Raw genomic sequence first — 12,890 nt, 5'->3', positions numbered from 1 at the left:
GCCATCGCACGAACCGGCATCGCCACCACCCATCGCAGACCCCAACGCATACCCATCGCAATCGCGGAAGGTGATATGAACACCACGACATCGACACGTCACGCATCCGAGGAACCGGACTCCCCCGCCGCAACCGCCGCAACCGGACACCTGCTCGGCGCGGCCGACATCCGCCGCATCGCCGCGGAGGCGGGCGTCAGCCCCACGAAGAAGTTCGGACAGAACTTCGTCATCGACCCGGGCACGGTGCGCCGCATCGTGCGTGAGGCGCACGTCGACGCCGACACGCACGTGCTCGAGGTCGGGCCCGGACTGGGCTCCCTCACGCTGGCCATCCTGGAGACCGGCGCGCGCATGACGGCCGTGGAGATCGACCCGCCGCTGGCGGAACGCCTGCCGCAGACCGTCGCCGAATTCATGCCGGAGGCGTCCGGACGCCTCGCCATAGTGAACCGCGACGCCCTCACCGTCTCCCCGGAGAACCTGACGGACTTCGCCGACGGCGAGCCGTTCACGCTCGTCGCGAACCTGCCGTACAACGTGGCCACGCCGATCATCCTCACCCTGCTGGAACGCTTCCCGAACCTCGAATCGTTCCTCGTCATGGTGCAGAAGGAGGTGGCGGACCGTCTCGTCGCCACGCCCGGCAGCAAGATCTACGGCACCCCCAGCGTCAAGCTCGCCTGGTACGGCGAATCGAGCCGCGCCGGCGTCATCGGACGCAACGTGTTCTGGCCCGCGCCGAACGTCGATTCCGCACTCGTCGCCTTCCATCGCACGCACACGGACGACGGCGCCGACGACGTGGCGCTGCGTCGCGAGACGTTCCGTCTCATCGACGCCGCGTTCGGGCAGCGGCGCAAGACGCTGCACGCGGCGCTGAAGAAGACGGTGCCCGCCGGCGCGTTCGAGTCGGCCGGCATCGACCCGACCCGCCGCGGCGAGACGCTCACCATCGGCGAGTTCACCGCGTTGGCCAAGGCGTGCCTCGCGCAGGCGGCCGACGACGACGCAGACGCCGCCGCGGGCGCCGCGGGCGCCACGGCCGACGACGGCGATGGTGAGGTGACGGCATGACCTCCGCCGTCGCGTCGCCTGCGGACCTCGCCGCCGCGAACGGGCCGCTCGGGACGGCGGGAACGGCTGGAACGGCCGATGCGTCGCACGGACGCCGGAACCACGACGCCCTTCCCGTGTCCGTCAGCGTGGACTGCCCGGCGAAGACGAACCTCACGCTGGAGGTGGGACCCGCCCACGAGCAATGGGGCGGCCGCCACGAGCTCGACACCATCTACTGCGCGCTGAGCCTGACCGACACGGTCACCGCCGACGCGAAACCGGCCGGATCCGGGTTCTCGCTGGACCTCGCCGGCAGGCATCTGGGCGATCTGGCGTCCGGCGCCGCCGACATGCGTCGCAACCACGCGGTGCTCGCCCTGTTCGCGATGGCCGAGGAGGCCGGACGCACGCCGGACGTGGCGCTGTCCATCGACAAGCGCATCCCCGTGGGGGCCGGTCTGGCGGGCGGCTCCGCCGACGCCGCGGCCACGATCCTCGCGCTCAACGTGCTGTGGGGGCTCGACTGGCCGGTGGCGCGCCTGCGCAAGGTGGCGGCCACGCTCGGCGCGGACATGCCGTTCTGCGTGGCGGGAGGCTACGCGCGCGGCACCGGCTACGGCGAGATCATCACGCCCATCGAGGAGGGCTCCGATATGGACCGCGCGCTGCGGGCCGAAGGCTACTGCGGAGAGGTGCTCGTCGGTGCCTATCAGGCGCAGCTGAGCACGCCGAAGGTGTATGCGGCCTTCGACCGCGTCGGCGCCGGGGACGGCCACCGCAACCATCTGCAGCGGGCCGCGGTGGAGCTGCATCCGCGCAGCGGCACGGCCGTGGACGAGGCGCTGCGGGCGGGCGCGCGGCACGCGTTCGTCTCCGGATCGGGCCCTTCGGTGGTGGCGTTCGTCCCCACCACGCAGGTCCGGGAACGGGTGGCCGAGACGTGGCGGCGCAGCGGCGCGGTGGACCGCATCATCGCCGCCGAGGCGCCTGCGAAGCCGCTCATCCGGCCGCATTACGCCTCCATGGACTCCGCGGGCAGCGTCACGGTTGCACGCTAAGGTATTGACAGCACAGCGAACGAAAGGGTAAAGCGCATGGCGGAACAGTATGACGAGCGCGAGGCACGCAAGGCGTATGTACGACGCCGTCAGCAGATCGTGTTCTCCATCACGGCGGCGATCCTCGTGGTGGCGCTTGTCGTGTCCTTCCTGTTCTACTTCAGGATCATCGATGTGGACGAGCAGGTCAAGAAGGAGGAGAAGCCCAACTACGGCGTGGCCGTGGCGTGCGCCGCGAAGAACGAGGACGGCAGCGCCATGGCGTGGGCCGAGCCCGCCACCGTGCCGGTGCGCGTGCTCAACGGCACCAGCTCGATGGGTCTGGCCGGCGCGGTGAAGGAGGCGCTCACGGACCGTCAGTTCAACGTGGTCCTGGCCGACAACTTCACCTCCACGAAGGTGCGGCGCACCACCATCTACTACGGCGTGAACGCCATCAACCCGGCGTACACGCTCAACTCCTACTTCACGGACGCGGTCATGGTGATGGACGACCGCCAGGACCGTCTGGTGGATGTGGTGATCGGCGCCACGTTCAACGATTTCAAGACCGACGCGCAGCTCAAGAAGCGCGGTTCGACCATCAAGGACTTCGAGGGCTGCAAGAGCGCCGAGGCCATGCAGAAGGCCGGCCTGCCGAAGGCCGTCAAGCACACCGAGGTCAACTGACGCGGCGTTCGGCGGCCGTACGCACGCGCGCACAGCCGCCGAGCGGATCCGATGACGATATGACGAAGCCCGGAACCATTGAGGTTCCGGGCTTCGTCATATCGTCGGCGCCGCGTGGGCTCAGTTCTGTGCAGGCTGTGCGTCTGGTGCGTCCTGCGTGTCCGGTGCAGGCTGTGCGTCCGATTCGTCCGATTCGTCCGTCAGCCCATTCTCCCCCGCCCAGCGCCGCAGCTCGGCCACGGCCACGTCGTGCTCCACCGGGCCGTTGTCCAAACGGTATTCGAGCATGTGCCGGTACGCGCGGCCCACCTCGGGTCCGGGGGCCAGTCCGAGGATCTCCATGATTTCGTTGCCGTCCACGTCGGGACGGATCGCGTCGAAGTCCTCCTTCTCCTTGAGCTCCTTGACGCGCGCCTCCATCTCGTCCATCGCGGTGGCGAAGATGTGCGCCTTGCGGCGGTTCTGCGTGGTGGCGTCGGCGCGGGTGAGGCGGTTGAGCCGTTCGTAGAGGTGTCCGGCGTCCTTGACGTAACGACGGACGGCGGAGTCGGTCCACGGCTCGTCCACGTAGCCGTGGAAGCGCAGGTGCAGGTTCACCAGTTCGCTCACGTCCTCGACGATGTGGTGGTCGAAGCGCAGCGCCTTGAGGCGCTTGCGCGTGAGTTTCGCGCCGACGGCGTCGTGATGGTGGAAGCTCACCTTGCCGCCAGGTTCGAAACGTCGGGTCTTCGGCTTGCCGACGTCGTGCATGATGGCGGCGAGGCGCAGCGTCAGGTCGGGCCGCGGCACCGGTCCGTCGTCGCCGGTTTCGAGGGCGACGGCGCGGTCGAGCACGATCATCGTGTGCTCGAACACGTCCTTGTGACGGTGGTGTTCGTCGATCTGCAGTTCCAGCGCGGGGATCTCGGGCAGGACGATGTCGGCCAGGCCGGATTCGACGAGCGCTTCGACGCCGTCGCGCGGCCGGTCGCTGAGGAGCAGTTTGGTGAGTTCGTCGCGCACGCGTTCCGCGGAGACGATGCCGATGCGTTCGGTCATGTCGCTGATCGCCTCGGCGGTCTCGGGCGCGATGCGGAAGCCGAGCTGGGCCACGAACCGCACGGCGCGCATCATGCGCAGCGGGTCGTCGTCGAACGACTGCCGCGGGTCCACGGGCGTGCGCAGGATGCCCTTCGCGAGGTCGTTGGCGCCGCCGAACGGGTCGACGAACTCGAGGTCGGGCACGCGCAGCGCCATCGCGTTGACGGTGAAGTCGCGACGGGACAGGTCGCCTTCCAACGTGTCGCCGTAGGCGACCTCCGGCTTGCGGGAGTCGGGATCGTACGTGTCGGAACGGTAGGTGGTGACCTCCACCTTCACTTCGGTGCCGTCGGGACGCCGGCGCATCGCGCCGAGCGTGCCGAACTTGCGTCCCATGTCCCAGAAGCCGTCGTGGCCGAAGCGCCGCAGGATCGGCTCGAACTGTTCCGGGCGGGCCGACGTGCAGAAGTCGAGGTCGTGGCTGCGGCGATGCAGCAGCAGATCGCGCACCGGACCGCCGACCAACGCCAGCTCGTATCCTTCGGCGGCGAACATGCGCCCCAGTTCCATGGCTTCAGGCCATACTTCGAAATTCACGACAACCCTTTCGGACCGTTTCCTCTTGCCGCTACCAGCATACCGTCACTCGACATGCACACAGACTTGAGTAAGGTGGAAGGCATGATTACGCCCGCGGACCTAGCGCGCATGCTGAGGCATGCCGACGATGCCGCGGCCAACCGTACCCAAAACGGCTTGGAAGAGGACGTGCTGCTGTACACGTCGGTCTCGTCGCCACGTCCGGATGTGACGGGCGGGGGACGTGCCGCAGCCGTCGACGGGACCGTCGCCGACGACGACTCCGATGACGTCGCACCGGCCGACGACGGCCTTTCCGTTCGTATCGCGGACATCATCGCGGACATGCTGCCGCCGGACGACGGCGACGCCCACATCACCAGCATCGACCGGCGTGACGCCTCCGTCACCTCGGTCGTCACGCCGGCCATCATGGCGGGACCCGCCCAACGCGCGGCCCGCCGCTCCCCCACGCCGGCCATGATGCCGCGCCGCCGCACCTCGGACGGCCCCACCACGTTCGCCTCGCTGGACGCGCAGGAACTGCCGGTGGTGCGCGAATACTCGGCCGGCGGCCTCGTGTTCGACGAGACCGGCCGCGTGGCGATCATCGCCCGCCACTCGCGCAGCGGGCATCTGGAATGGTGCCTGCCGAAGGGCCACATCGAAAAGGGCGAGACGCCGCAGCAGACGGCGGTGCGCGAGGTCCACGAGGAGACCGGCATCCTGGGCGAGGTGGTGGATTCCATCGCCACCATCGACTACTGGTTCACCGGCACCACGCAACGCGTCCACAAACTCGTCCACCATTTCGCGCTCCGGAAGATAGGTGGCGACCTCACCGTGGAAGGCGATCCGGACCACGAGGCGGAGGACGCCATCTGGGTCGATTTCAAGGATCTGGACGACGTGCTCAGCTACCCTAATGAACGCAAGATCGCGTGGCTATACGCCAGGAAACTGAACAGGCAGGCAGACGAGTGAACCGATACGCCCCAGCACGGCGCGCGCACCTGTGGTGGCGCGCCATGTCCGGACTTCTTCTCGCCGTGGCGTTTCTGGCGGGAGCCGTGGCGCTTCCGGCGTTCGCCGACGATGCGTCCGGAACATCAGGAACGTCCGACACGGCCTCGACGTCCGACGCATCCGGTACGGACGGCACGCAGGACGCCGACGCGCGGCAGGTCATCGCCCTCAACGGCACGACGTCGCCGGTGACGGCCACGTCCGGCTACCATCTCATGGCCACCGTGACCAACACCTCGCAGGACACCTGGTCGGCCGGCACGTTCACGCTGTCGCTCAACCCGAAGTACTCGTTCACCTCGCGCACGGACATCCAGGAGTGGGCGCAATCGGGCGCCGCCATCCCCACGCGCTCCGTGCTCGGCGAGGTCGATGTGCCCGAACTGGCACCCGGCGACAGCACGGTGGTGAACGTGGACGCCTCCGCAGGCACGGACGCGCTCGAGGCCATCACCGTATGGGGGCCGAAGCCGCTGCTCGTCTCGTACGCGCACGACGGCGCCGTCGAGGAGCTCCACACGTTCCTGACGCGTTCCGCGGAGGGCCTCGCCAACGCGTCCACGCCGGCCATGCAGATCACGATGGCGATGCCGCTGACGAGCGGCCACTGGACGGTGGACACGCAGTCGCTGGAATCACTGGTCACGAACGGCACGACGTCGACGGCGACGACGTCATCGGACGGTTCCGACGCGGCGGACTCGTCGTCGTCGGACGACGCGAACGGCACCGTACGCCGCGACCTGTCCGCGGCCGTCCTCGACGGCGACCACACGCGTTTCGACACCACGCTCTCGCAGACCCTGTCCAAGCACCCTGGGCTGCAGACCGTGGCCGACCCCACGTATCTGTCCGCCCTGGCCATCCCGCCGAAGGTCACCGCCATCAGCCAGCCAGCCGGCTTCGACATCACCGCCTACGCGGCGATGGACGACGCGGACGGCTACACGAACGCCGGCGTCACCACGGACTCGTGGAACGCCGACACGGCGACCGCCTGGTACCGTGCGGCCCTGGGCGACCAGAAGGCCAAGTCCACGGCCATCGCATGGCAGGGCAAGGCCAAATGGACGTTGAAGGCGCTCACCGAGGCGCGCCGGCAGGGCTATTCCACGGTGGTGTCCACGTACGACTTCGAATCGACCGGCACGGACACCGTGCACACCGGCACCACCATCGTGCCCACGGACGCCGGCGACGTCACCGTGCTGGTGGAGCAGCGCGAGCTGGGCAACCTGGCCAAGGGCGAGGCCACCAGCCGCAAGGCGCTGGCGGAATCCACGGAGGCGGGGCGTCTGGCGCGCTTCGTCGCGCAGAGCGCGTTCTATCAGATGGAGCAGCCGTACACGGCGCGCAACCTGCTGGTCTGCTTCTCCGCGGACGCCGCGGCCTCCACCATCGACGCGTTCATGGGCGCGGTGGAATCGTCGCCGTGGCTCGAGCTGACCGACTTGGACACGCTGGCCTCGACCACCCCGTACACGACGGGCGAGGAGGCGAAGGCCGCCGTGCCGGACGCGTCCGGCCTGAGCGACACGGACGCCGCTTCAATCCATGACGCGCTGTCCGCGCTGGTGTCCGCCCGCAACGACATCGTGCGTTTCCGCGACGCCATTTTGGCGAAGGACGAATCGTCGTCCGGTTCCGGCAGCGGCTCGTCCAACGCGCAGGCGCTGGCCCGTCAGGACGCGAAGGCCACCGCCCGGCTCACCGGTTCCGCCCGTTGGGCGGCCGACCTGCTGGCCGCGCACGACCAGCTCGCGTTGCACGCGATGGCCGCCGACGGCGGCTCCTCCGCGTTGGGCACGGATGCGACGAGCGTGCTGCAGGGCGCGCGACAGCTGTCGTCGGACGTGATGTCCGGCGTGACGCTCACGCCTTCGGAGGCGGTGACGATGCTTTCCGAGACCGCCTCGATGCCGGTGACGGTCAGCAACGTCACGCCGTATCCGGTGACCATCCAGGTCTCGTCGATCACCGATTCCCCGGAGATCGTCACTTCCCGCCGCGTCACCGTCACCGTGCCGGCGCGTTCCGAGGCGCAGGTCACGTTCTCGCTGCGCGCGGCCACCTCCGGTTCCACCTCGGCGAGCGTGTCCCTCGAGGACCGTGAGGGCCGCTCGTTCGGTTCCGTCCAGCACACGGACGTCACGTGCGTGCTCAAGATCAGCGACAAGACCGGCTTCGTCATCATCGGGTTCGCCGTGCTGCTCGGCGCGTTGGGCCTGTGGCGTCAGTTCAACCGCAAGAAGGATCCCGACGAATGAGTTCCAACGTCGGCCGCAATTCCCTGATCATGGCATCGGGGACCATGGCCTCTCGTATCACCGGACAGGTGCGCACCATCCTGCTGGCCGCGTGCCTCGGCACCACCGGCATCGCCGCCAACGCGTATCAAACCGGTTCGATGATTCCGCAGGTGCTGTTCACCGTCATCTCCGGCGGCATCTTCAACGCGGTGCTCGTGCCGCAGATCGTGCGCACGCTCAAGGCGCATGACGCGCAGGAACGGCTCAACAAGCTCATCACCCTGGCCGTGGTGATCCTGCTGGCCATGACCCTGCTCATGATGGCCGCCACGCCGCTGCTCACCCTCCTGTACCTCAACTCGAGCTGGGACCCCGCGCAGCGCGCGTTGGTGAACGCGTTCACGCTGTGGTGCATGCCGCAGATCTTCTTCTACGGGCTGTACACCGTGCTCGGGCAGATCCTCGCCGCGCAGGACAAGTTCACCGCCTACGCGTGGAGCTCGGTGGGCGCGAACGTCATCAGCTGCGCCGGCTTCACCGTGTTCCTCGTCCTGTTCGGCCCGGCCAGCCGCCAGCCGCTCCAGTTCTGGGACGAGGGCAAGATCTTCCTCACCGCCGGCACCTGGACGATCGGCGTGGCCTTCCAGGCGCTCATCCTGTTCGTTCCACTGATGCGCAGCGGTCTGAAGTACCGTCCCCAGTGGGGCGTGTCCGGCATCGGCCTCAAGGCCATGGGCCCGGTGGCCGCATGGAGCATGGGCGTCATGGGCATGCAGGAGATCACGAACATCGTCAACGCCCGCATCTCCAACGGCGCGCCGTTTGCCGGCGGGGACCTGTACGGCATCGCCGGCAACGGCTCCTACCAGAACGCGTTCACGCTGTACATCCTGCCGTATTCGCTCATCGCCACCTCGGTGGCCACCGCCATCTTCCCGAAGATCTCGCGTGCGGTGGCGGACCGCGACATGGACGGGGCGCGCACCGACCTGAGCGGCGCCCTGCGCAACGTGCTCGTCCTCATGATGTTCTTCACGATGGCGATCCTCGTCATGCCGGTCGAGATCACCATCGCGCTGCTGCCCAGCGTGAGCGTGCCGGAGGCGCAGCTCATCGCGGGACCGATGATGGCCCTGACGATCGGCCTGCCCGCCACCAGCGCGTACCTGCTCATCCAACGCACGTTCTACGCGTTCGAGGACGGCCGTTCGCCGTTCCTGTTCCAGCTCATGACGAACACCATCCAAATCGTCATCGAAGTGGGCATCATGCTGCTCGCGCCGCCGCAGTACTGGACGGCGGGCATCGGACTGGCCATCTCGCTGAGCTACCTGCTGAGCTTCCCGTTCCTCGTGGTCATGCTGCGCAAACGGTTCGACGGACGCCTGGACGGCCGCCGCATCGCCTCCACCGGCCTGAAGACGCTCGTCGCGGCCGTGGTGGCGGGAGTGGTCGCCAAGCTGCTCTCCAGGCCGATCGAGGCCCTGCTGGGCTCGTCGCTGGAGCCCGGTCACGAGCACCTCAACTGGATGCAGGCGTTCCTGTTCTGCGCGATCGTGACCGCGGTCACGGCGGTCGTCTACGCGGTCATGCTCATGGCGGTGCGCTGCGAGGAGTTCACCGCGCTCTCCTCCTCCGTGCTGCGCCGTGTGACGGGCCGTCGCGACGCGGCCGCGGCGGCGCCGGCGCCGGCGTCGTCGGCCGCGTCGTCGGCGTCCGAAGCCGTCCACAGTGACGACGCCGGAAACGCGGACATCCCGATGCCGCAGGACGCCTCCGGAACCGCACCCCACACACCCCGCACGGTGTCGTCGCACCCCCACGACACGCAACTGTGAAGCAAGGGCAAAGCCCCGACGAAACCGCTTTCGACACGGGCATGCCCATGGCTAGAATGTCTACAGCGCCATCGGAAGTCATGCATGGCGCGGCCGTCACGCATCACGGAGTCGAAGGAACTATGAAGCCTCAGCTGGGAGACACGCTTTTCAACCGATACACACTGGTCACCCTGCTTCGAGACGTTTCGTACCTGCAGGCGTGGAAGGCCACCGACCGTGTGCTGGCGCGCGAGTGCCAGCTGTTCATCGTCACCGATCCCGCCGTCATCGGATCCGTCTCGTCCATGGCCACGGAAGTGGGCCGCAAGGCCGGCGTCAATCCGGTGCTCCAGTTCCGCAAGGCCGGCCAGACGGCCGTGCTCGTCACACAGATCGAACAGGGACTGTCCCTGCACGAATACCTGCTCGGCAAGGCGAGCGGCACGTTCAGCTTCGAAGCCATCCGCACGGTGATCGGCGAGGCCGCCGGCATCGCCTCCGGATTGCAGGAGCCGCGTCTGAGCGTGGACACCATCCGCATCTCCACCAGCGGCGTGGAATTGGCCGACGCGCCGTTGGCTTCGCTGCTCGTCGACATGACCCGTCCCGCGACGGGCGAGGCAGCCAAGGAGGAGGAGCAGCTCCCCGTGGAGCAGCTCGCCATCCGCCAGCTCGCGTTCGTGATGGCCGCGCTGGTCATGCGCGCGCCGGCGCTGTCCATCGATCAGGTGGACCTGCACGCCATGCCCGACGATCTGCCGCCCGAATTCAAGGTCATCATGGCCCGCGGTCTGGAGCTGCCCGATGAGGCCGGCAACGCCAGCGAGCCGATGCTCACGCTGGGCGAGCTCACCGCGCTGTTGGGCGAATGGACGCCGCTGGGCAAGCTCTCCGGTCACGATCTGGCCGTTCCCGGCGAGTCCGGCAACGGATCCATCGCCATGGCCGCGCTGGTCGAGGCCGATCCACAGTTCAAGCCGGTGTCGCTGCCGGACGACGTGGTGACCCGGGAGAAGCTGCGCAACCTCACCATCGACCACGCGCCCACCGAGGCGGAGGCTGCCGAACACGCGGACCGCGTGGTGGCCCGCCAGAACCGCGAGGCGTTCGAATCGCTGCCGGCCGATCCGGTCATCGACGTGAACGGCCCCCGTTCGCTGTGGCATCTGGCCGCCGGCGCGACGGGCGGCCCGCTGGGTTCCGACACGTCCACCGGAGACATCCCGCTGCCGGAACGCAGGAGCCAGCGTCAGCAGCCCACGGTCGCCATCCCCCGTGCGGCGATCGGCCGCGACATCGATGCGACCATTCCCGGCGATGCCTCGGCAGACCTGTTCCACGAGTTCTCGTTCCAGACATATCCCGCGCCTGCGCCGATGCCGAACACGTTCGGTCCGGGTGAGGAGACCACGCGCATCCCCATCATGTCGGAGAACCAGCCGACGATGGCGTTGGACATGTCCGCGATCCGCAGCGAGCTGCCGCCCCGTCCGGAAGGCGCGTCCGCATCCGGTGCGTCCGGCTCGCATGATGCGTCCGGTGCCGTTGCGCCGGGGGCGTCCGGTGCCGCGCCGTCGTTCCCGCCGCATGCGATGGATGATTCGACGATCGTGACGGGTGATGCGGAGCGCACCTCCCGCACCGGGAACGTGGAATCGTACGTGATGTCCCCGGTGGGTCAGCTGCCGCCGAGTTTCGTGCCCCGTCCCGCACAGTCCGTGGAGGAGTCTTCGGAACCGGACGACAACCTGTCCGACCATCGCCTGTTTGGCAATGTGCGAATCACCGTGGCGGTGATCACGGTGGCCGTGGTGCTCATCGCGGCCGCGCTGACCGTGGCGCTGGTGACGTTCCACAACAATTCGAACTCCGGCAACAAGGGCGACGATGCGAACCAGTGGCCCGAACAGAACCTCAACGACGTGCCGTTCGGCGACAGCGGTTCGCAGAAGAAGACGTCCACGAATGCGCATGGCGCGGCCGCGGATGACATCGTGCTCGTCGATGTGACCGCCGCCTATTACCGTCGCTGAACCGGCTCACGTCGACCGTAGACCGCGTATAAGCGGCGGCACGTACGCGTCAGTACGACGGAACCCCTGCCAGGAGCGAAAGACTCCCTGGCAGGGGTTCTGCGTATGTTTCGGCGCCCGACCTGGAACCTGTCCTGTGCGCGTCGGGCCGCGCCTACGCCAGATAGGCCTGTGCGTCGAGCGCGGCGCGGCATCCCATGCCTGCGGCGCTGATGGCCTGACGGTACACGCGGTCCACACAGTCGCCGGCGGCGAAGACGCCCGGATGCGAGGTGCATGTGCCGGTACCATCGACGAGCACATAGCCGTCGCTGTCCTTGTCGACCAGACCGCCGAGGAATCCCGTGGCGGGCGTGTGGCCGATCGCCACGAACACGGCCGACGTGGTGAGCGTACCGGTCTCGCCGGTCACGGTGTTGCGGATGTCGATGCCGGTCACCTCGCCTGCCGTCGGTACGGCGAGCGGCAACGACAGACCGCCACCGAGCGACAATCCGCCGGCGGGTCCGCCGAGGTTGAGGTTCAGTCCGCCCGGAGCCGGCGTGGATACGGTCGAAGCGGCCGACACCGACGGCGTCGCGGCCGGAACGCCGCCATGGATCGCGGTGACGACCGTATCGGTGAGCAGCGTGAGTTTCTCGTTCGCACGCGCACGTTCCACCATGATGGCCGACGCGCGGAATTCACCGCGGCGATGGATCAATGTGACCGACGAACCGAAGCGCGTCAGGTACAGCGCCTCCTCGAACGCGGAATCGCCGCCGCCGACCACGACGATGGGCTTGTCCCGGAAGAAGAAGCCGTCGCACGTGGCGCAATAGGAGACGCCGTGACCGGAGTACTTCTCCTCGCCGGGGACGCCGAGCTTGCGGTAGGTGGATCCGGTCGCGACGATCACCGCACGGGCATCCAGCCCCTCCCCCGTATCCAACGTGAGACGGAACGTCGGCTTGTCCGCGGGAACGTCATTTCCGTCGGCAGGCATCGCTTCGACGGATTCGACGTCGGCCTGCACGAATTCAGTACCGAACTTCGCGGCCTGCGCCTTCATCGCGTCCATCAGGTCAGGGCCGAGGATACCGTCCGGGAACCCCGGATAATTCTCCACCTCGGTCGTATTGACGAGCTGCCCGCCCGGGGTCAGCGCGCCGGTCACCATGACCGGCTGAAGCCCCGCACGGGAGAGATAGATCGCCGCCGTATATCCGGCGGGTCCGGAACCGATGATCACCACGTTACGCAAAGTCATGTTCCCCACCCTATCAAAGCGTCGGTCCGTCCCGGCGTCTTTCGGCGCTACGCATACGCCGGGTGGCATGAACGTCACGTGGAACGTCGCATATGACGCCACATATGACAGTGAGGGTGATGCGACAT

Annotated in this window: 8 protein-coding genes and 1 pseudogene; 7 read left to right on the top strand and 2 right to left on the bottom strand. The window is 67.9% G+C overall.

The genetic code is table 11. The annotated features are described in order from the left end of the window. The first annotated feature begins 75 nt into the window (after positions 1-75). Genes rsmA through KIH78_RS08395 form a run of 3 tightly spaced genes read left to right on the top strand, consistent with a single transcriptional unit; the run spans position 76 to position 2,786 of the window. Positions 76-1,077, top strand: coding sequence for a 16S rRNA (adenine(1518)-N(6)/adenine(1519)-N(6))-dimethyltransferase RsmA (gene rsmA / locus KIH78_RS08405; RefSeq protein WP_219131997.1), 1,002 nt, complete (start codon positions 76-78; stop codon positions 1,075-1,077). Then, on the top strand, positions 1,074-2,117 hold the full coding sequence (locus tag KIH78_RS08400) for a 4-(cytidine 5'-diphospho)-2-C-methyl-D-erythritol kinase (protein WP_219131996.1): 1,044 nt from the start codon (positions 1,074-1,076) through the stop codon (positions 2,115-2,117). Before rsmA ends, KIH78_RS08400 begins: the two co-directional genes overlap by 4 nt. A 36-nt stretch (positions 2,118-2,153) precedes the next feature. Continuing rightward, on the top strand, positions 2,154-2,786 hold the full coding sequence (locus KIH78_RS08395) for a LytR C-terminal domain-containing protein (RefSeq protein ID WP_214314691.1): 633 nt from the start codon (positions 2,154-2,156) through the stop codon (positions 2,784-2,786). A 210-nt stretch (positions 2,787-2,996) separates the two neighbouring features. Here KIH78_RS08395 and KIH78_RS08390 read toward each other — a convergent pair. Continuing rightward, positions 2,997-4,403, bottom strand: a pseudogene (locus KIH78_RS08390) (CCA tRNA nucleotidyltransferase); the annotation flags it as partial. Positions 4,404-4,487: 84 nt separating this feature from the next. Here KIH78_RS08390 and KIH78_RS10770 point away from each other — a divergent pair. From KIH78_RS10770 to KIH78_RS08370, 4 genes are all read left to right on the top strand, one after another. Continuing rightward, positions 4,488-5,369, top strand: coding sequence for an NUDIX hydrolase (locus KIH78_RS10770; RefSeq protein ID WP_214314689.1), 882 nt, complete (start codon positions 4,488-4,490; stop codon positions 5,367-5,369). A 44-nt stretch (positions 5,370-5,413) separates the two neighbouring features. Beyond that, the gene (locus tag KIH78_RS08380; protein WP_219131994.1) at positions 5,414-7,678 is read left to right on the top strand and encodes a DUF6049 family protein; all 2,265 of its coding nucleotides are present in this window, start codon (positions 5,414-5,416) and stop codon (positions 7,676-7,678) included. Beyond that, positions 7,675-9,498: a murein biosynthesis integral membrane protein MurJ gene (gene murJ, locus KIH78_RS08375; protein ID WP_219131993.1), complete on the top strand. Its 1,824-nt coding sequence runs from the start codon at positions 7,675-7,677 to the stop codon at positions 9,496-9,498. Before KIH78_RS08380 ends, murJ begins: the two co-directional genes overlap by 4 nt. A 122-nt stretch (positions 9,499-9,620) precedes the next feature. Beyond that, positions 9,621-11,513, top strand: coding sequence for a hypothetical protein (locus KIH78_RS08370; RefSeq protein WP_219131992.1), 1,893 nt, complete (start codon positions 9,621-9,623; stop codon positions 11,511-11,513). Positions 11,514-11,667: 154 nt separating this feature from the next. Here the strand turns inward: KIH78_RS08370 and KIH78_RS08365 are convergent, their stop codons facing one another. After that, positions 11,668-12,762 carry an NAD(P)/FAD-dependent oxidoreductase gene (locus tag KIH78_RS08365; RefSeq protein ID WP_219131991.1) on the bottom strand — a complete coding sequence of 365 codons (1,095 nt, stop codon included), beginning with the start codon at positions 12,760-12,762 and terminating at the stop codon, positions 11,668-11,670. Between the last annotated feature and the right edge of the window lie 128 nt (positions 12,763-12,890).

Origin of the sequence: Bifidobacterium saguinibicoloris, assembly GCF_019331725.1 — a bacterium.
GTDB lineage: Bacteria > Actinomycetota > Actinomycetes > Actinomycetales > Bifidobacteriaceae > Bifidobacterium > Bifidobacterium saguinibicoloris.
The sequence above is the reverse complement of the archived record's forward strand: the minus strand, read 5'-3'. Positions and strand labels throughout refer to the sequence as shown.